The 19494-nt window shown below is 53.1% G+C and carries 19 protein-coding genes; 16 read left to right on the forward strand and 3 right to left on the reverse strand.

What is annotated here, in order from left to right; translation table 11 throughout:
- The first annotated feature begins 103 nt into the window (after positions 1 to 103).
- From GQS10_RS08050 to eno, 6 genes are all read left to right on the forward strand, one after another.
- Positions 104 to 1132: a sugar-binding domain-containing protein gene (locus GQS10_RS08050; RefSeq protein ID WP_166240863.1), complete on the forward strand. Its 1029-nt coding sequence runs from the start codon at positions 104 to 106 to the stop codon at positions 1130 to 1132.
- Positions 1133 to 1204: 72 nt separating this feature from the next.
- Positions 1205 to 2209, forward strand: coding sequence for a type I glyceraldehyde-3-phosphate dehydrogenase (gene gap, locus GQS10_RS08055; protein ID WP_166240865.1), 1005 nt, complete (start codon positions 1205 to 1207; stop codon positions 2207 to 2209).
- A 101-nt stretch (positions 2210 to 2310) separates the two neighbouring features.
- Positions 2311 to 3492, forward strand: coding sequence for a phosphoglycerate kinase (locus tag GQS10_RS08060; RefSeq protein ID WP_166240867.1), 1182 nt, complete (start codon positions 2311 to 2313; stop codon positions 3490 to 3492).
- A gap of 212 nt (positions 3493 to 3704) precedes the next feature.
- Positions 3705 to 4460: a triose-phosphate isomerase gene (gene tpiA, locus GQS10_RS08065; RefSeq protein WP_166240869.1), complete on the forward strand. Its 756-nt coding sequence runs from the start codon at positions 3705 to 3707 to the stop codon at positions 4458 to 4460.
- Entirely contained in the window at positions 4460 to 5998 is a 1539-nt protein-coding gene (gene gpmI / locus GQS10_RS08070; RefSeq protein WP_166240871.1) for a 2,3-bisphosphoglycerate-independent phosphoglycerate mutase, read from the forward strand. The genes tpiA and gpmI overlap by 1 nt, the downstream gene beginning before the upstream one ends.
- A gap of 161 nt (positions 5999 to 6159) precedes the next feature.
- On the forward strand, positions 6160 to 7449 hold the full coding sequence (eno, locus tag GQS10_RS08075; protein ID WP_166240873.1) for a phosphopyruvate hydratase: 1290 nt from the start codon (positions 6160 to 6162) through the stop codon (positions 7447 to 7449).
- Positions 7450 to 7570: 121 nt separating this feature from the next.
- Here eno and GQS10_RS08080 read toward each other — a convergent pair whose 3' ends face one another.
- From GQS10_RS08080 to GQS10_RS08090, 3 genes are all read right to left on the reverse strand, one after another.
- Positions 7571 to 8092 (reverse strand): MogA/MoaB family molybdenum cofactor biosynthesis protein, encoded by a 522-nt coding sequence (locus tag GQS10_RS08080; protein ID WP_166241105.1) that lies wholly within the window; start codon positions 8090 to 8092, stop codon positions 7571 to 7573.
- Positions 8093 to 8104: 12 nt separating this feature from the next.
- On the reverse strand, positions 8105 to 9124 hold the full coding sequence (locus GQS10_RS08085) for a CobW family GTP-binding protein (RefSeq protein ID WP_166240875.1): 1020 nt from the start codon (positions 9122 to 9124) through the stop codon (positions 8105 to 8107).
- Between the two features lie 212 nt (positions 9125 to 9336).
- On the reverse strand, positions 9337 to 10395 hold the full coding sequence (locus tag GQS10_RS08090; protein ID WP_166240877.1) for a CobW family GTP-binding protein: 1059 nt from the start codon (positions 10393 to 10395) through the stop codon (positions 9337 to 9339).
- Between the two features lie 137 nt (positions 10396 to 10532).
- Between GQS10_RS08090 and GQS10_RS08095 the strand changes: the two genes are divergently transcribed.
- The 10 genes from GQS10_RS08095 (at position 10533) to GQS10_RS08140 (ending at position 19455) form a co-directional block, all read left to right on the forward strand.
- The gene (locus tag GQS10_RS08095) at positions 10533 to 10889 is read left to right on the forward strand and encodes a (2Fe-2S) ferredoxin domain-containing protein (protein ID WP_166240878.1); all 357 of its coding nucleotides are present in this window, start codon (positions 10533 to 10535) and stop codon (positions 10887 to 10889) included.
- Between the two features lie 6 nt (positions 10890 to 10895).
- Complete coding sequence (locus GQS10_RS08100; protein ID WP_166240880.1) at positions 10896 to 11942, forward strand: CobW family GTP-binding protein; 1047 nt, start codon at positions 10896 to 10898, stop codon at positions 11940 to 11942.
- A gap of 42 nt (positions 11943 to 11984) precedes the next feature.
- Positions 11985 to 12443, forward strand: a complete 459-nt coding sequence (locus tag GQS10_RS08105; protein ID WP_166240882.1) for a Fur family transcriptional regulator — start codon at positions 11985 to 11987, stop codon at positions 12441 to 12443.
- A 92-nt stretch (positions 12444 to 12535) separates the two neighbouring features.
- Positions 12536 to 12685 carry a 50S ribosomal protein L33 gene (gene rpmG / locus GQS10_RS08110; protein WP_166240884.1) on the forward strand — a complete coding sequence of 50 codons (150 nt, stop codon included), beginning with the start codon at positions 12536 to 12538 and terminating at the stop codon, positions 12683 to 12685.
- A gap of 16 nt (positions 12686 to 12701) precedes the next feature.
- On the forward strand, positions 12702 to 13922 hold the full coding sequence (locus tag GQS10_RS08115; RefSeq protein WP_166240886.1) for a GTP-binding protein: 1221 nt from the start codon (positions 12702 to 12704) through the stop codon (positions 13920 to 13922).
- Between the two features lie 206 nt (positions 13923 to 14128).
- Complete coding sequence (locus tag GQS10_RS08120; protein ID WP_166240888.1) at positions 14129 to 14833, forward strand: M50 family metallopeptidase; 705 nt, start codon at positions 14129 to 14131, stop codon at positions 14831 to 14833.
- A 76-nt stretch (positions 14834 to 14909) separates the two neighbouring features.
- The gene (gene secG / locus GQS10_RS08125; RefSeq protein WP_166240890.1) at positions 14910 to 15143 is read left to right on the forward strand and encodes a preprotein translocase subunit SecG; all 234 of its coding nucleotides are present in this window, start codon (positions 14910 to 14912) and stop codon (positions 15141 to 15143) included.
- 120 nt (positions 15144 to 15263) lie between these two features.
- Positions 15264 to 16028, forward strand: coding sequence for an alpha/beta hydrolase (locus GQS10_RS08130; RefSeq protein WP_166240892.1), 765 nt, complete (start codon positions 15264 to 15266; stop codon positions 16026 to 16028).
- Positions 16029 to 16265: 237 nt separating this feature from the next.
- Positions 16266 to 18788: a ribonuclease R gene (gene rnr / locus GQS10_RS08135; protein WP_166240894.1), complete on the forward strand. Its 2523-nt coding sequence runs from the start codon at positions 16266 to 16268 to the stop codon at positions 18786 to 18788.
- A 193-nt stretch (positions 18789 to 18981) separates the two neighbouring features.
- Entirely contained in the window at positions 18982 to 19455 is a 474-nt protein-coding gene (locus GQS10_RS08140) for a DUF6843 domain-containing protein (RefSeq protein ID WP_166240896.1), read from the forward strand.
- Positions 19456 to 19494 lie beyond the last annotated feature (39 nt).

A 19494-nucleotide genomic window follows, 5' to 3' on the forward strand; every position in this document is an offset into this window, starting at 1 on the left:
TTCCTTGAAAAACTTTCGGCAATTGTTTACAATAAAGAAGACGGTGGGACTTAAAATGTTTCATAGGGACAAAAAGTGACCCACCGAGATCGTGAGGGCTGCTGTGAGGCGAATTGTCGAGATTCAAAAACAATTGCTTCCGGACGTGCTGGAAACGCTGCGCAAACGGCACGTGGTTCTGCAGCACATTATGCTGTCGGGCTCGGTTGGCCGGCGCACCTTGGCCTCTTCCATCGGCATGACGGAACGGGTGCTGCGGGCGGAAACGGAGCTGCTGAAATCGCAAGGCTTGATTGAGATTGAGCAAGCCGGCATGCGCATCAGCGAAACAGGCAAACAGCTCTTAGCCGATATGGAGCCCTTTATGAAGGAGCTGCTCGGCTTAACGGAGCTGGAAGAAAAGCTGCGCACGGCGTTCGGCCTGCGGCAGGTTATTATTGTACCGGGCGATTCCGACGATTCGCCGCATGTGAAGCTGGAGCTCGGCAGAGCCGGGGCGCACATGCTGCGCAGGTCTACGGAAGCCGCCAAGCACGCGGTAGTAGCGGTAACCGGCGGCTCAACGATGGCGGCGGTTGCGAGCCAGCTGACGGCATCCGGGACGCTGAAGGGACTGCTGTTCGTTCCGGCGCGGGGCGGACTCGGCGAAAGCGTGGAGCTTCAAGCGAATACGATCGCGTCGACGATGGCGAAGAAGACGGGCGGCCAATACCGGCTGCTGCATGTCCCCGACCATCTTAGCGAGGAAGCGTATCAATCCTTAATTCAAGAGCCCGGCATTCAAGAGGTGCTGGCCGATATCCGCAAGGCGAGCATCGTGCTTCACGGGATAGGTGAAGCGAAGGTGATGGCAAGGCGCCGCAGGGTAGACGCAAGGGTGATTGAGGATCTAGAGCGGGAAGGGGCTAACGCGGAAGCGTTCGGGTATTACTTTGACCGCAAAGGACAGGTTATACACAAGATGCCGACGCTCGGCCTCCGGCTGGAGGATATCAAAAGCATGGACACCGTCATTGCGGTGGCCGGCGGAACGAGCAAAGGCGAAGCGATTGCCGCAGTGCTGCGTTACGGGCATGAGGACATCCTCATTACCGACGAAGCGGCTGCACAGCAGATCGCAGAGTGGATTTAATTCAGGTATCACGACGTGCCATTTTGGCCGTCTTGAATAAAAAAACAGTACACATTTTAGGAGGAAACCAAAATGGTAAAATTGGGTATTAACGGATTTGGACGTATCGGCCGCAACGTGTTCCGCGCTTCTTTGAACAACCCGGAAGTAGAAATTGTTGCAATCAACGACCTGACTGACGTAAACACGCTTGCTCACCTTCTGAAATATGATACGACTCATGGCCGACTGGATGCGACTGTAGAAGCAGCTGAAGGCGCATTGATCGTAAACGGCAAAACAATCAAGGTATTCGCTGAGCGCGACCCTGGAAACCTTCCTTGGGCAGCAAACGGCGTAGAAATCGTTGTTGAATCCACAGGGATCTTCACTGCAAAAGAAAAAGCAGAAGCTCACCTGAAAGGCGGCGCGAAGAAGGTTATCATCTCCGCTCCGGCAACGAACGAAGACATCACTATCGTTATGGGCGTTAACGAAGACAAGTACGATCCAGCAGCTCACACCATTATCTCCAATGCTTCCTGCACAACCAACTGTCTTGCTCCTTTCGCGAAAGTATTGAACGACAAGTTCGGTATCGTAAAAGGCATGATGACGACAGTTCACTCCTATACAAACGACCAGCAAGTGCTTGACCTGCCGCACAAGGACCTTCGCCGTGCTCGCGCAGCAGCAGAAAACATCATTCCGTCCACAACTGGTGCTGCAAAAGCAGTTGCACTTGTTCTGCCTGAGCTGAAAGGCAAGCTGAACGGTATGGCAATGCGCGTTCCTACTCCGAACGTATCCGTAACTGACTTGGTAGTTGAGCTTAAAGTCAACGTAACGGTAGAAGAAGTGAACGGCGCACTGAAAGCAGCTGCTGAAGGCCCGCTGAAAGGCATCTTGAACTTCTCCGAAGAGCCGCTTGTATCGAGCGACTACAACGGCGACCCTGCTTCCTCCACAATCGACGGCCTGTCCACAATGGTTGTTGAAGGCAACATGGCGAAAGTTGTTTCCTGGTACGACAACGAGTGGGGCTACTCCAACCGTGTCCTCGACCTTGCGAGCTACATCGCGAAAAAAGGTCTGTAATTCGGAACACCGAAAGCTGAAAACTAGGGTTACACGGAGGGGCCGTCCTCTCCGTTCCCTGGTTTTTTCTTGTACATAAACCATGAACGGGGGATGTTCCAATGAACAAGAAGAGCGTAAGAGACGTTAATGTATCCGGCAAAAAGGTGTTTGTCCGCGTTGATTTCAACGTGCCTTTGGAAAATGGCGCAATTACCGACGACACTCGTATCCGTGAAACGCTGCCGACGATTAAGTTTTTGATTGAAGGCGGAGCGAAGGTCATTCTGGCGAGCCATCTTGGCCGTCCAAAGGGTCAAGTCGTAGAAGAAATGCGTTTAACTCCTGCAGGCGTTCGTTTGTCCGAGCTGCTTGGCCGTCCGGTGATTAAAGCCGACGAAGCGGTAGGCGACAACGTAAAAGCGCTGATCGCAGACATGAAGGAAGGCGACGTGCTTCTGCTTGAGAACGTACGCTTCTATCCGGGCGAAGAGAAGAACGATCCGGAGCTGGCAAAGCAGTTTGCTGAGCTTGCTGATCTGTTCGTTAACGACGCATTCGGCGCAGCACACCGTGCACACGCATCGACAGAAGGAATCGCGCATCATCTTCCAGCCGTTTCCGGTCTTCTGATGGAGAAGGAGCTGGACGTTCTTGGCAAAGCGCTGAACAACCCGGACCGTCCGTTCACAGCGATCGTTGGCGGAGCGAAGGTAAAAGACAAGATCGACGTAATCAACAACCTGATCAACCTCGCAGATAACGTCATTATCGGCGGCGGTCTGTCCTACACGTTCCTGAAGGCACAGGGCCATGAGATCGGCAAATCCCTTGTGGATAACGAGAAGCTGGACCTTGCGCTTAGCTTCATCCAAAAGGCGAAGGACCGCGGCGTAAACTTCCTGCTTCCTGTGGATATCGTGGTAGCAGACGATTTCAGCGCGAAGGCAAACACGCAAATCGTTGACGTTGACGGCATCCCTGCAGATTGGGAAGGCATCGACATTGGACCGAAGACTCGCGAGCTCTACAGCAAAGTGATCAAGGAATCCAAGCTGGTCGTTTGGAACGGACCGATGGGCGTATTCGAAATCGAGCCGTTCTCCCACGGAACGCGTGCGGTTGGCGAAGCTTGCGCAGAAACTTCCGGGTACACTGTCATCGGCGGCGGCGACTCCGCGGCAGCTACCGAGAAGTTCGGCTTGGCGGATAAGATGGACCACATCTCCACAGGCGGCGGTGCATCGCTCGAGTTTATGGAAGGCAAGGCGCTTCCAGGCGTTGTTGCACTGAACGACAAGTAAGAACGGGCGCTTTGGTACCGTTCATAATAATATGGGCGTTTTACAGTTGGAGGGGCGGCTTTTCACAAGGGAATAGATCTTGATGGAAAGCCGTCTTTTACCACGATAGAGACCTTATACAAAGATAATAGATAAATAGAGCTTGGCTCCTAATTCGGATAGGAGAATGGATTGGCCTTGCACATGTTTTTGAAGGGAGCGGTACTCAAACGATGAGAACACCGATTATTGCAGGTAACTGGAAAATGTTTAAGACGGTCGGGGAAGCGCAGGCGTTTTTTGCCGAGGTGAAGGGCAAAGCGGAAGTCGCGGGTGTAGACAGCGTAATTTGTTCGCCATTCACGAACCTGCCGGCTTTGGTAGAAGCAGCGAAAGGCACGTCGATCGGGATCGGCGCGCAAAACCTGCACTTTGAAGACAACGGCGCGTTCACCGGTGAAATCAGCGGCGTGATGCTGAAGGATCTGGGCGTGCAGTACGTCATTATCGGACATTCCGAGCGCCGGGCATACTTCGCGGAGACCGATGAAATCGTGAACAAGAAGGTTCATGCGGCATTCAAGCATGGCCTCACTCCAATCGTTTGCGTCGGCGAAAAGCTCGAAGAGCGTGAAGCGGGACAAACGAAGGACGTTTGCAAGACGCAAACGGAAGCAGCTTTCGCGGGTCTGTCCGCTGAGCAAGCGGCAAGCGTTGTGATCGCATACGAGCCGATCTGGGCGATCGGAACGGGCAAATCGTCCACTGCGGAAGACGCGCAGGACGTCATTGCTTACATCCGCGGCGTGGTTGCGGAGAAGTTCGGAGCAGATACAGCGGCGAAGGTTCGCATTCAGTACGGCGGCTCCGTAAAGCCGAACAACATCCGCGAATACATGGCGCAGCCGGACATCGACGGCGCACTGGTTGGCGGCGCAAGCTTGGAGGCAGCATCTTACATTCAGCTGGTTGAGGGGGCTCGCGCGTAATGGCGAACCGACCGAAACCTGTTGCGTTAATTATTCTTGACGGCTTTGCGCTTCGCGGCGACACGCAGGGTAACGCGGTTGCCCAGGCGAATAAGCCGAACTTCGACCGCTACTGGTCGACATACCCGCACACGACACTAACCGCTTCCGGTGAAGCGGTTGGCCTGCCGGAAGGGCAAATGGGCAACTCGGAGGTTGGCCATTTGAACATTGGCGCGGGACGTATCGTGTATCAGGATTTGACCCGCATTTCGAAGTCGATTCGCGAAGGCGATTTTCACGATAACGAAACGCTGATCGGCGCTGTCCGCCATGCGAAGCAAAACGGCAAAAAGCTGCACCTGTACGGGCTGCTGTCCGACGGCGGCGTGCACAGCCATATCGAGCATCTGTATGCGCTGCTCGATCTTTGCAAGAAGGAACAGCTTGATGACGTGTATATCCACGCGTTTCTGGACGGCCGCGACGTCGCTCCGGACAGCGCGCGCAAGTATATGGAAGGCCTGCAGGCGAAGATCGCTTCCGTCGGCGTAGGCCGTATTGCAACGGTACAGGGCCGCTATTATGCGATGGATCGTGACAAGCGCTGGGAGCGTACGGAGAAATCGTACCGCGCCATGGTGTACGGCGACGGTCCAAAGTATACGGACCCGATGAAGGCGATTGTCGAGTCGTACGAGAAATCGGTATTCGACGAGTTCGTCATGCCGACGGTCATCGTCGGCGAAGACGGCCAGCCAGTTGGCCTCGTGGAAAGCGGCGACGCGGTCGTATTCTTTAACTTCCGCCCGGATCGCGCGATCCAGCTGTCGCAGGTATTTACGAACAGCGATTTCCGCGGCTTCGACCGCGGCGACAAGGCGCCAAGCAGCCTGTACTACGTGTGCTTGACGCTGTTCAGCGAATCGGTGGACGGCTATGTCGCCTACAAGCCGAAAAACCTCGACAACACGCTCGGCGAGGTGCTGGCGCAGAACAACCTGAAGCAGCTTCGCATCGCGGAAACCGAGAAGTATCCGCACGTGACGTTCTTTTTCAGCGGCGGACGCGACGTCGAGCTTCCGGGCGAAACGCGCATCCTTATTCCGTCGCCGAAGGTCGCAACCTACGACCTGCAGCCGGAAATGAGCGCATATGAGGTAGCGGCTGCGGCGGTTCAAGAAATTGAAGCCGGCCGTCAGGACGCGATCATCCTCAACTTCGCGAACCCGGATATGGTCGGTCACTCCGGCCTGCTGGAGCCAACCATTAAAGCGGTCGAAGCAACTGACGAGTGCCTAGGCAAAGTTGTGGACGCGGTGCTGGCGCAAGGCGGCGTAGCGATCATTACGGCGGACCACGGCAACGCGGACCTTGTGACGAACCCGGACGGCACGCGTAATACGGCGCACACGACGAATCCGGTGCCGATCATCGTGACGAAGCAGGATGCAAGCCTGCGTGACGACGGCATTCTAGCGGACATTGCGCCGACCATTCTGCAGCTGCTTGGTGTTGCGCTGCCGGAGGAAATGAGCGGACGTACGCTGATTAAGTAAGAGCCGATGTCCCTGTGAGGCGCTGTCCTTTGTAAATGAGCGAAGGGTATGCGCGAACAGCGGAGCTCGCCCGATTTGCCAACAATTGCCTCATTTCGATACAATAGAAGAAGTGTGTTTGAACTTGCAAAACCACCCATTTTAAAGGAGCGATTTTCCCAATGACGATTATTGCTGACATTTACGCACGCGAAGTACTTGACTCCCGCGGCAACCCTACAGTTGAAGTAGAAGTATCCTTGGAATCCGGCGGCAAAGGCCGCGCAATCGTTCCGTCCGGCGCATCCACTGGCGCATACGAAGCGGTTGAGCTTCGCGACGGCGACAAGTCCCGTTACCTGGGCAAAGGCGTTCAAAAAGCGGTAGACAACGTAAACAACATCATCGCTCCGGAAATTATTGGTCTTGACGCGCTGGATCAAGTTGCGATCGACCGCGCAATGATCGAGCTGGACGGCACGCCGAACAAAGCCAAGCTCGGCGCTAACGCTATCCTTGCAGTTTCCATGGCAGTTGCACGCGCAGCGGCTGACGGCCTGCAAATCCCGCTTTACACTTACCTTGGCGGCTTTAATGCGAAGCAGCTTCCCGTTCCGATGATGAACATCTTGAACGGCGGAGCGCATGCGGACAACAACGTAGACGTACAAGAGTTCATGGTTCTTCCGGTAGGCGCTGGCTCCTTCAAGGAAGCACTTCGCTGCGGCGCAGAAATTTTCCACAGCTTGAAGGGCGTTTTGAAAGAAAAAGGCCTGAACACTGCAGTAGGTGACGAGGGCGGCTTCGCACCGAACCTGGGCTCCAACGAAGAGGCGATCACAACGATCATCTCCGCGATTGAAAAAGCAGGCTACAAGCCAGGCGTTGACGTATTCCTTGGTATGGACGTTGCTTCCACAGAGTTCTTCAAAGACGGCAAATACCACCTCGAAGGCGAAGGCAAGTCCTACACGCCTGCAGAGTTCGTTGACCTGCTTGCATCTTGGGTAGAGAAGTACCCGATCCTTACGATCGAAGACGGCTGCTCCGAAGACGATTGGGAAGGCTGGAAGCTGATCACCGACAAGCTTGGCGGCAAAGTTCAGCTTGTAGGCGACGACTTGTTCGTAACCAACACAGAGCGTCTTTCCACAGGTATTGAAAAGGGCATCGGCAACTCGATCCTGATCAAAGTAAACCAAATCGGTACGCTGACAGAAACGTTCGACGCGATCGAAATGGCGAAGCGCGCAGGCTACACTGCAGTCATTTCCCACCGTTCCGGCGAGTCCGAGGACAGCACAATCGCGGACATCGCGGTTGCAACGAACGCAGGTCAAATCAAGACCGGCGCACCTTCCCGTACGGACCGCGTAGCGAAGTACAACCAGCTTCTTCGTATCGAAGACCAGCTTGGCGCTTCCGCGCAGTACATTGGAAGCAAAGTATTCTACAACCTGAAATTGAAGTAATCACCGAATATAGAAAAAGTACAGGCGGACGTTTTCACGTTCGCCTGTACTTTTTTTTGCAAAGCAGCTTGGACCCTGTTTGAACAATATAGGCTCCAAGCTGCTATATGTACATGGAAAATTAGTTGAGGTCCTTATAAATCTCCCGCATCACATGCTTTAACTCCGGGATAATGATTCTGTTCATCGCCAGCTTGACGGCCCCCGCTGATCCCGGCATAGAGAAAACAGCGGTGTTATTGCATACGCCGGCTACAGCGCGGCTGAGGATCGCGGCCGAGCCAATCTCCTCTACGAAGCTGAGGTAACGGAAAATTTCCCCGAAACCCGGAAGAACTTTATCAAGCACGTCGTGAACCGCCTCATAGGTTCTGTCTCGCTTGGCAATTCCCGTTCCGCCATTAACCAATACCGCTTCCACTGCAGCTCCGCTCGCCGCTTCTCGAATAAGCGTTTGGATAGAATCGTAATTGTCTTTGACGATGCGATAATCTACGATCTCATAGCCGCCTTCATGCAGTAGCAGCTCCTTCATGAGGCTTCCGCTCTTATCCGTTTCCGGCGTTCGGGTGTCAGACACCGTAATGATCATGCAGCGAACCGAGGCGGGCGCTTGCCGTCGATGCTCATCCACCGAAGACATCGCTGACATTTCTTATGTAACCTGAGCAGCGGAATCCGCAATACAACCGGAAAACTGCTCCTGAAACCAGGCTTCATCCAAGTTTCGGCCGATAATCACAATTTCGCTCTTTCTCTGCTCATCAGGTCTCCATTCACGGTCCGGTGTGGATTCAAACAGCATGTGAATTCCTTGGAATACGATGCGCTGCTTAACGCCCTTGATATTCAAAATCCCTTTGTAACGGAACGTATCCGGTCCGTGATCTTGAAGCCACATGCCAAGGAAGTCCTCCAGCTTGTTCAGATCAAGCGGACGTTCGTCGCTCATTACGATCGAGGTCACATCGTCATCATGGTCATGGTGCTCTTCCTCAAGAAAACCGGGATCGAACTCCAGCTTCTTATCGAGGTCAAAGGCGTTGATTCCAAGGATATGCTTACTATCAATGTTCGATTTATGTGTTCGGTACACTTTCGAATACGGATTCATGGCACGCAGCCGTTGCTCCAGCTTGTTCAATTCTTCCTCGTCGACAAGATCAGTCTTGTTGAGCAGGATGACGTCCGCGAAGGCTACCTGTTCTTGAGCTTCATGACCTTCATCCAAATGCTGCGGCGCATGCTTGGCATCTACCATCGTGATGATGGCGTCCAGCTTATAAAATTCCGCCATCTCTTCGTCGACGAAGAAGGTCTGTGCTACCGGGGCGGGATCTGCGAGCCCTGTCGTTTCGATGACGACGCGATCAAAATCGACCTTCCGGTCGCTGAGTCCCCGTTTGGCATCCATAAGCTCGCCTAAAATCCGAATCAAATCTCCCCGAACAGTACAGCAGATACAGCCATTATTCATTTCAAAAATTTCCTCATCGGCTCCCACGACCAGCTGGTTATCAATTCCGACCTCACCGAATTCGTTCACAATAACTGCGATTTTTTGTCCGTGATCGGCCGTTAGGATATGGTTAAGCAATGTCGTCTTTCCTGCGCCAAGAAAGCCGGTAAGAACGGAAACGGGAACGCGATGGTTTGAGTTTTCTACAGTAGACATATACACACTCCTCAACTAAGTTATAGCTTAATCGTAATGTTTACTAATAAGAGTATATGTTCTTGGTAAGTCTCTGTCAAATCGAGGAAACCCAACGGATTGTATATTCGATGTATGGTGGAAAGGGGGTTGAGCAGCAATGTTTGTTCCAACCGTAGTACATGTATGAGTTGAATAAGGAATTGAATTTTTCTGCGGCCGAGTGATGTAATTTATCGACCGGTACGCTGAACGAACAGCTGGTTCCAATCCTGTTCAAGCTGCTGCCGATTCAAATCAATACCGATGAGGACGAGATAGGACGGACCGGAGTAATCGCTGATTTCCCAATGGATTCGCTTTCCGGCAAATTGAAACAGGATGTTGTTAGATTCGGAGTCGGAGAGTGCCACAAATCCTTTTGCCCTGAGCAGCCCGTCCCCCCAACGATGAAAAAATTGCTCTACTTGTTTCACGGTTACTTTCGTATATTCGGGAATAGGAAGTGTGATGGTTTGAACTCTGCTGAACGAAGCCTTTGCAGTCGATGTTGTTGTCTGATCTTTGTGCTCATGCTGATGATCGTGCACAGGGTCAGCGGAAGGCTCTGGCTTGCGCGCAGACATCATCACTCTAAATCCTGTTCTTTTTACCGGCACAGGGAGAGCAAGAGGCTCAATTCCCGAAAAGATGTGCGACAGATCCGCTTGGCTGTGCTGGGTAAAGTGGATGACAGCCTTAGGGTTCTGCTTTTTTACTACAGCTTTGATTTTTAGCAGCTGGGATGACGAAGCAAGATCTGTTTTGTTGATCAGGATGATATCCGCGACATCCATCTGCCGATGTAGCGTGTGCTTCAATGCCTGATCCGTGTTAAACATGCTGTTATACTCCAGCACCCATTCGGAATCGAGCACCGTGATCATGTGTCTTAGCTCGACGCGGTTCAGCAGGTGTGGCTCAGTGAGAGCATCGGCTACTTCCTCCGGATTAGCCACACCGGTAAGCTCGATGAATAATACATCCGGATGTTGATCAATGAGCCGTTTGACGGATGCGGTTACTTCGGATTTTTTGCTGCAGCATATGCAGCCGTCCATTAATTTTTCGAGTGATTCGCTCGGCAAATCGGACTGGATGAAGCCGCCGTCCACGTCCGTTTGCCCTAGCTCGTTCATCAATACAGCAGTCCTCAGCTGGCGGCTTTTCGCCTCTTGAAGAAGGCGCAGGAGTAATGTTGTTTTCCCGCTGCCCAGAAAACCGCTTAACAAGATGACAGGTACTTTATTCATTGTTGATCTCTCCTTTATTTGGGTTTACTCCTTGTATATGCATTGTTTTATCAATATAATCGTAATAATTACGAATAAACAAAAACAGATAAGATTTGGGCTTGGTTTTGTCCAAAAAGAAGGGAGGAAGCATCCCCATGACAACATGGAATCTGCAGCAAACTCAATGCCATTTCCTACTATGTAACGGTGGAAGTTGTATGAAGCAGGGCGGTGAGGAAGTAACCCAAGCGATTCGGGACGAGGTCACAAAGCTGGGCGCCGATAAGCTCATTCATACGACACGGACGCGCTGCAATGGTCGCTGTGCAGATGCTTGCGTCGTAATCGCTTATCCACAGGGAGTATGGTACAAGAACATTACCCCTGAAACAGGCAGGCTGCTAGTCCACAAGCATTTGGAAGGGAGCCGCCTGGAGGAGCAGATCGTTTACTCGTACGAACGGGAGTTTATTGCTTCAGGCTTATCCATCGAAGGTATAGCAAAGGGGTAGCAGAACATGAACAATAGTGTGCCGATTATCATCCTGTCGGGTTTTTTGGGCAGTGGAAAAACCACGTTGCTTACTAAGCTGCTGGAGCATTATACAAAGTCCGGGAAGCGCCCGGCCCTGATAATGAATGAGGTTGGAGATGTAAATTTGGATGGTCAGCTCGTCGAGGATTCCGTTCCAATGCGAGAAATGCTGAGTGGCTGCATCTGCTGCAGTATTCGGGGAGACCTTGGGATGGAAATTCAAAAGCTGATCGAAGAGTCGGACCCGGATCTGATTTTCATTGAAGCAACCGGCGTGGCCAATCCGATGGAAATTTTGGATGCGGTGACCGAAGCGGCTCTGCTGGTTCGTATTGAAATCCAAGCAACCGTTGCAGTCGTGGACGCGCCTCATTTTTTGCATTGGCGGGGTAAGGGCGAGGGCAGGACGTACCGGCTTATGAAGGATCAAATTCGCTGTGCATCGCTTATTGTTTTGAACAAAACAGATTGTGTTCAAGGTGAGGAGCTGCAGCTGCTTGCGCAGGCGGCCAGGGAAATCAATGCGCACGCCTTCATTCGTACGACTGCTTTTTGTGAGGTGGATCCCGCATTACTGGAGCTGCCTTTTCAGAAAGAGAGTCTGGCAATGAGTACAAGCGAGACGTTACAAGCTCCTCATCAGGAATCAAAAACAGCATGCTGCCACAACGATGAGAAGAACCATGCAAAGCCGCATCAGCATCACGATCTTGAACCTAAGGAGCATCACCATAATCATCACCATCATTCACACGATCATGTTATGGTTTGCACGCATTATTTCGAGCAGCCGATCGAGCCTTCTCGGCTGGAGGAAATCATCAGGAAGCTGCCGGACAATGTGTACCGTGGGAAAGGGATTTTTACGTCTGCTGAAACAGGAGAACGTGTATTATTTCAATTTGCCTATCGCCAAGTAGAGTTCGTTACCATCCGGCCGCAGGGCAACGTGCAAGATGTAGCGGTATTCATGGGAGAGCAGTTTTCAAGAGCGAATCTGATGGCAGACTTGGAGAGTCTCGTGCGGTAAGTATGGGATGCTGCAAGGGCGCATGTGAAGGAGGGGTGCCGGATGACGGAGCGGAAGCTGCAGTCGATTCTGCGTCAGTTAGAAATCGAAGGCTTGCGAATCACGTCCCAACGGAAGATGCTGATCCGGATTTTGATTGAACAGAAGGGGTTTTTGCAAACGAGGGAGCTGTATGAGCAAATGAACCGCATGTTTCCCGGTGTAAGCTACGATACGATTTACCGGAACATTCGAATGATGAGGGATGTGGGTGTTGTCGAGCAATTCGATTTTGACGATGGAGTGAAGTTTAAGATCGCTTGCCGGACACATCACCATCATCATTTGATTTGTCTTGGCTGCAGCAAAATTACCCCGCTTCCTTTTTGCCCGATGACGATGATTAAGGTCCCTTCATCCTTTACAGTGGTCAGTCACAAGTTTGAAGTTTACGGCTATTGCCGGCGCTGTGCGGGTAAGCAAGAGAAGAAAGAGAAGCTCCAATTTGATCTAAGGACTTGAATAAAAGGGTTGACGTTGGCGGTTCGCCTTGTTATAGTGCTTAATAGTAATGATTACGATTAAGCTGGATTGAAGGAAGGGGAGTTTTGTATATGCGTGTTATCGTAACCTTGGCTTGTACAGAAACCGGCGATCGGAACTATACGACGACGAAAAATAAGAAGACGCATCCAAACCGTTTGGAGCTGAAAAAATACTGTCCGCGTTTGAAGCGGGTAACGCTGCATCGGGAAACAAGATAAGAGAGGTAGAGAGGAAATGACGACGAAGAAAATACCTGTTACCGTGCTGAGCGGCTACTTGGGTTCCGGCAAGACGACGGTAATGAATCATGTGCTGAATAACCGGCACGGACTCAAGGTTGCCGTTATTGTTAATGACATGAGCGAAGTCAATATTGATGCGGATTTGATCCGGGAGGGAAGTAATTTATCCCGCACGGAAGAAAAGCTTGTAGAGATGTCGAATGGCTGTATTTGCTGTACGCTGAGGGAAGATTTGCTTCAAGAGGTGGAACGGCTGGCGAAGGAAGGCCGGTTCGATTATATTCTCATCGAATCAACGGGGATCGGCGAGCCGGTGCCTGTTGCGCAGACCTTAACCTATGTTGATGAAGAGAAGGGGATCGACTTATCCACCTACTGCCGTCTGGATTGTATGGTTACCGTAGTGGATGCCTATCGGTTCTGGCACGATTTCTCTTCCGGGGAAAGCCTTCTGGAGCGCAAACAGGCACTTGGTGAGGACGATACACGGGAAGTTGTTGATTTGCTTATTGATCAAATCGAGTTTTGCGATGTGCTGCTGCTCAATAAATGCGATCTGGTGAAGCCGGAGGAGCTGGACGAATTGGAGCAGGTGCTGCGAAAGCTGCAGCCGCGGGCGAAGTTTATACGGACGACGCGAGGCCAAGTGGATCCGGCGGAAATCTTAAACACGAACCGCTTTGACTTCGATGAGGCAAGCCAGTCGGCCGGTTGGCTGAACGAGCTGCGGAAGGAGAGTCACACGCCTGAGACAGAGGAATATGGGATCAGCTCCTTTGTCTATCGGAGGCAAAGGCCATTCCATACGGAACGGTTTGCGGCATTCTTGGAGGATTGGCCGGTGGAAGTGGTTCGGGCGAAAGGAATCCTGTGGCTGTCGAGCCGCAACGAAATTGCTGCGAGCCTGAGTCAGGCGGGGCCTTCCATCCAATTCGGCCCTTCGGGCTATTGGGTGTCGGCGCTGCCGGATGAGGATAGGCGCCAAGTTCTTATCGAAGAACCGGAGCTCCTGGAGAGCTGGCATCCTGTGTGGGGTGACCGGGTGTCGGAGCTGGTCTTGATCGGTATCGACATGCAGCGGGATGAGATCATTCGCGGTTTAGATGGTTGCCTGCTGTCGGATGAAGAGATGAGCTTAGATTGGAATACCTTCCATGATCCTCTCCCGGCGTGGCAGCCGTCCTGTGAGCTGTCGACTGAAAATCTGGCATAAGCCATACATTAAGGTATTGCGCCGCCAAGGGGTTTTATGCGCTTTCTCCAAACCTTAGAAGTAAAAAAATACAAATTTGGCTTAGAGGAATTACTCATAGAGGAACCTGGCCTCGCATAGAGAAAAAGTATAGGCGGACGTTACCCGTTCGCCTATACTTTTTTTATGTTACGATGACTTGATACGCATCTTTGGGAGGCTGGCCGATGACGCGCTGGATCATCACGATATTGTTTCTTGTCGGCTCCGCGTTTTTGACGCGGCTGCTGCCGTTTCATCCTTTTTTCCGCAACCTGAACACGATGATCCACGAGTTTGGTCACGCTCTAGCGACGCTGCTGCTGTCGGGAGATGTCATGTACATTCACTTGTACGAGGATCATAGCGGGTTGACTCTTTCGCAGGTGACGGCTGGCTGGCGGCTCATACCCGTGGCGCTAGCGGGATATTTCACGGCCTCGCTGTTTGGCGTGTATTTGTTCCGTTGTTATGCAAAAGGGCAAATTCGCCGGGGGTTGGCGGTCATTACGGTGCTCGCTGTGCTGAGTCTGCTGCTATTTGTGCGCAATGGGTTTGGGGTTCTGTGGCTGATCGGCTTTATCGGGCTGAATTTTATGTTTATGCTTTTCCCGAGCCGGACGATCACGACGGGGTATTTCCTGCTGCTGGCGTTCTTAACCTTAGAAGAAGCGGTGTACAGCTCGGTGGATTTACTGCTGCTGTCCTGGCTGCGGCCGGATGCGGCGGGGGATGCGACGAACTTAGCGGTGCATACGGGAACCTCGCCGGTGCTTTGGTCGGTGCTGTTTGTAGTCGTCGCGCTTTGGTGCGCGAGGTCGTGCATCCTATCCTTTATCCGTCCGAAGCGGAAAAAGGACGCACTCCCATCGTTTTCCGGGTACCGGGCGTAGGGGAAGGTTTGTTTTATAGTAAAAAATATGGTATACTTCCTACACGAATGTCTACGGACGGAGGTGTGATTCGGACATGGAAGTTTTCTTGAAAATTGTGTTGATCGTATTCTCTCTTGGGCTGATTGCGGTTGTATTGCTGCAAAGCGGCAAGAGCGCAGGTCTGTCGGGTGCCATTTCTGGCGGCGCGGAGCAGCTGTTCGGAAGACAAAAGGCTCGCGGTATGGAGCTTGTGCTTTCCCGTGTAACGATGATTTTGGCGGCAGGCTTTTTCATTCTTTCTGCGGTCGTTGCTTACATGGTGAAATAATTACCGGTTGAAAAACGAGGGCAAAACCCCGAAAATAAACAGCAGGGTTTCTATTGATCCTGCTGTTTTTTTATTTGGGGAAAATAGAATATAGAGATGAGGATAGAGGGGGAATTGGTTATGGAACAGCTGTTGCGTTCGGCCGAGCCCTTTTTCCTGCCGGGACATGGAGAAAATGAGAGCACGCTGATTATGGCGGTGCATGGATTTACAGGTACCCCCTCCGAAATGCGCAGAGTCGGTTATTATCTGCAGGGGAATGGGTACACGGTGGACGGGCTGCGGTTGCCCGGTCACGGGACAAGCCCGGAGGAGATGAGCCGGACGAACTGGAACGACTGGTGGCAGTACGTGGTCGATCGTTACGATGAAGTTAAGCAGCAAGGATACAAGCGGATTGTCGTGCTTGGCCATTCAATGGGCGGACTGCTCAGCTTGAAGCTGGCGTCCGAGCGCGAGGTGCAGGGCGTGATCTCGATGGCGGCGCCGATCTTTCTGGCGACTCGCTTGAGCGTGCTGGCGCATCCGCTTCAGTATATGTTCAAATATATAGACCGCCGGCCGAGCGGCATTCCGGATATTGATGCGGAGTCGCTTGCGTATACGCGGACACCGGTGAATTGCGTGGTGAGCCTGCGCCAGCTGGTGCGGCTCGTGAAGGATTCGCTTGGCGCGGTCCATGCCCCGATTTTTGTCGGGCAGGGGGTCCGCGACGGCGCGGTGAAGCCTCTGAGCGCGGAGTTTATTTATCGCGGGGTGTCGTCGGCGCACCGTAAGCTGAAGTATTATGCGCAGTCGTCGCATGGGATTTTGCTGGACAAGGACCGCGACGAGGTGTATGCGGATATTTTGGGATTTGTGCAGGCGCTGCCGGTAAAGGTGTAGCGCCGTGACCGTTTTTATTTTCACATCATAAACTAGCCTTGAAAATGCAGCTCCAGTGGTTGGGGCCGCGGCTTCGGGGCTTTTTTGCGTGAGGATTTGACGGCGGGACAGGCGAATGTTACGGTAGGAAACATATACATCTTAGGGACGGCAGAGGCATTTTTGCATATGGGGACGCGATCTCGTAAAGATTATGAAATACATAAGGAAAAAAGAAAGGACGAAGTGGGTGAGCGTATGGTAACGACACAAGAAGTCCTGGAATTTATGCGTGAAGAAGCGTATAAACCGATGACGGTGCAAGAGCTGGAAAAGCATTATGGAATCGAGGATTCCGACGATTTTAAGGATTTGGTGCGCGTGCTTAACGAGCTGGAGGAGTCCGGCCAAATTATGCGGACGCGTACGGACCGCTACGGCATTCCGGAGCGGATGAATTTGCTGCGCGGCAAGCTGCAGGTGCATGCGAAAGGGTTTGCGTTTTTTATTCCGGAGGACCGGGATCATCCCGATGTGTATATTCATGCAAATGATCTGAAAAGCGGTATGAACGGCGATATTGTGCTCATCCGCATTACACTGAAGGGCATGCACGGGGGCCGCATGGAAGGCGAGGTCGTCCGCATTGTTACGCGCGCGAACGATCAGCTTGTCGGCACGTTTACAAGCTACGAAAGCTATGGCTTTGTGCAGCCGGATGACAAGCGTCTTACGAAGGACGTATTTATTCCGCAGCATGCGTTTATGGGCGCCGTTTCCGGGCAAAAGGTTGTTGTTAAAATTGTTTCGTTCCCGGAAGGGCGTACGTCGGCCGAGGGAGAAATTGTCGAAGTTTTGGGGCATAAGGATGACCCGGGTGTCGATATTTTGTCGATTATTCGCAAGCATCGGCTGCCGGAAGCGTTTCCTGCTGAGGTCATGGCGGAAGCCGAGAAGGCGCCGGATACGATCCGCGAGCCGGAGCTGGCGGGACGCCGCGATTTGCGCGACCGCGTCATTGTGACGATTGACGGTGAAGACGCGAAGGACTTGGATGACGCTGTTAACGTGGAGCTGCTGGAAAACGGCAACTACCTGCTTGGCGTGCATATCGCCGACGTTGGTTATTATGTGAAGGAAGGCTCTGAGCTGGATCGCGAAGCGTACAACCGGGGCTGCTCGGTGTACTTGGTTGACCGGGTGATTCCGATGCTGCCGCATCGTTTGTCCAACGGGATTTGTTCGTTGAATCCGAAGGTGGACCGCTTGACGATGTCCTGTGAGATGGAAATCGATCCGGAGACGGCGAAGGTTGTGCGGCATGATATTTTTACGAGTGTGATTCGGACCAAGGAGCGCATGACGTATACGAATGTGCGTAAAATCCTGATGGACGAAGAGCCGGAGCTGATGGAGCGGTACGCGGATTTGGTGCCGATGTTCCGCCATATGAAGGACTTGGCGATGAAGCTGCGCTGGCAGCGGATGCAGCGCGGGGCGATTGATTTTGACTTCACAGAAGCGAAGGTGATCGTCGACGAGAGCGGCAAGCCTGTCGACATCGTGAAGCGGGAACGCAGCATCGCCGAGATGATTATCGAGGAGTTTATGCTTGCGGCGAACGAGACGGTGGCGGAGCATTTCCACTGGATGAAGGTGCCGTTCTTATACCGGATTCACGAGGACCCGGATCCGGAGAAGCTGCTGCATTTCACGCAGTTTGTGTCGAACTTCGGGTATGTGGTGCGCGGCAAGGGCAATAAGATTCATCCGCGTGCGCTGCAGTCCATTCTGGAGGAAATTAAAGGCGCGAAGGAAGAGACGGTCATTTCGACCGTACTGCTGCGCTCGATGAAGCAGGCGAAGTATGACCATGAGAGCAAGGGGCATTTTGGCTTGGCGGCGGAGTATTATTCGCATTTTACGTCGCCGATCCGGCGTTACCCGGACTTAATCATTCACCGCGTGATGCGCGAGGTGTTTGAAAATGGCGGCGCGCTCACCGAGGAGCGGCAGGAGTACTTGCAGACGCGCATGGCCGACATTGCGCAGCAGTCGTCGGAGCGGGAGCGCGTCGCGGTGGATGCGGAGCGCGATACGGAGGCGCTGAAGAAGGCCGAGTTTATGATGGACAAAGTCGGCGAGGAATTCGAGGGCATTATCTCGAGCGTGACGTCGTTCGGCATGTTCATCGAGCTGGAAAATACGGTCGAGGGCCTCATTCGCTTGAGCGACTTGAACGACGATTATTATCACTTCCATGAGCAGTATTTGGCGCTGATCGGCGAGCGGACGTCGAAGATTTACCGCATCGGCGACGAGGTGCGCGTGCGCTGTGCCCGCGTGAGCATGGAGGAGCACTCGATTGATTTTGAGCTCGTGGATACGAAGCCCCGCGAGAACAAAATCTCTTTGGTGGACGGAGCGCTCCTGGAGTGGGCCGACCGTAAGAAGCGCGGCGCCGGGGGCGGCCGCGGAGGTAAGCGCGGCGGCGAAGGCCGGGGCGGTGACCGCGATCGAGGCGGGTCCAACGGCGGCGGCGGTCGTGGCGCGAAGCGCGGCGAGGGCGGTGCCCGGGGCGATTCCGCTGGCGGCGGCACGGAATCGGCGGGGCCGAGCGGCAAGAAGCGCAAGGCGACGGTGTTCCAGCCGCTGGGCACGGGCGTTGGCGCCGGCGAAGGCCGTAGCGGCGGCGGTGGGCGTCCGGGTGGCGGACGCGGCAAGCCGGGTGGCGGCAAGAAGAAGTCGGTGGCGCCGTCGGCTAAGCGTAAGCGGAAGTAAGGGTTAGGTATGGTTTTTGACTTTTTGAAGCGGCGCCCCTCCAGGCAGGCTTCATATGCTTGATGTGGGGGCGAATTGCTTCTGGCATACAGGTTTGATCTGCTGGCAAGGTGTACCATGGCACATGTGTCTCGGCTGCTTTTTCGGCGCTGGGGTGCATGTGCTTTTTCCAAAAAGGAGGAACGTACGCAGCATGAGGAAGCTACGGATCGGGGTCGTTCTCTCACTTGTTTTGATGGCGGTATTTGTGGCTTCCGGCTGTACCCGCGACGTGCGGGAGCCGAGCATGTTTCTGATTCCGGAGGGATACACCGGCTGGATTCAGATTATATATAATCAAGAGGATGCAAAGCCTTTGGTTAAGGAAGGATCGTTCATCCGCTATGACATCCCGGAGGACGGCATTTTGCGGACGTCTACGAAGCAGCTCCAGTTTGGCAGCGCCATTGATTACTATGTGTATGTGGATGGGGAAGGGAGGCGCAAGCCGATTCCTTTTGCCCTGATTCAAGGAAATCACAATGGGAAAATGGAGTCTTATCAGAAGCCGCCGGTTCGGATGCTTGGGGGTCCGATCGTTCAACGTTTTTTTATCGGGACGGATGAAGAGCTTGAACAGGTAGGCCCGCCGCCTTTGCCGGAGGTGCTGAAGGAGCCCGTCTCTTGATTTTCCAGCTCTCGGGTGATATCATTTTAGAACTGGATC

It is taken from the genome of Paenibacillus turpanensis, from assembly GCF_011421635.1.
Lineage (GTDB): Bacteria > Bacillota > Bacilli > Paenibacillales > YIM-B00363 > Paenibacillus_AK > Paenibacillus_AK turpanensis.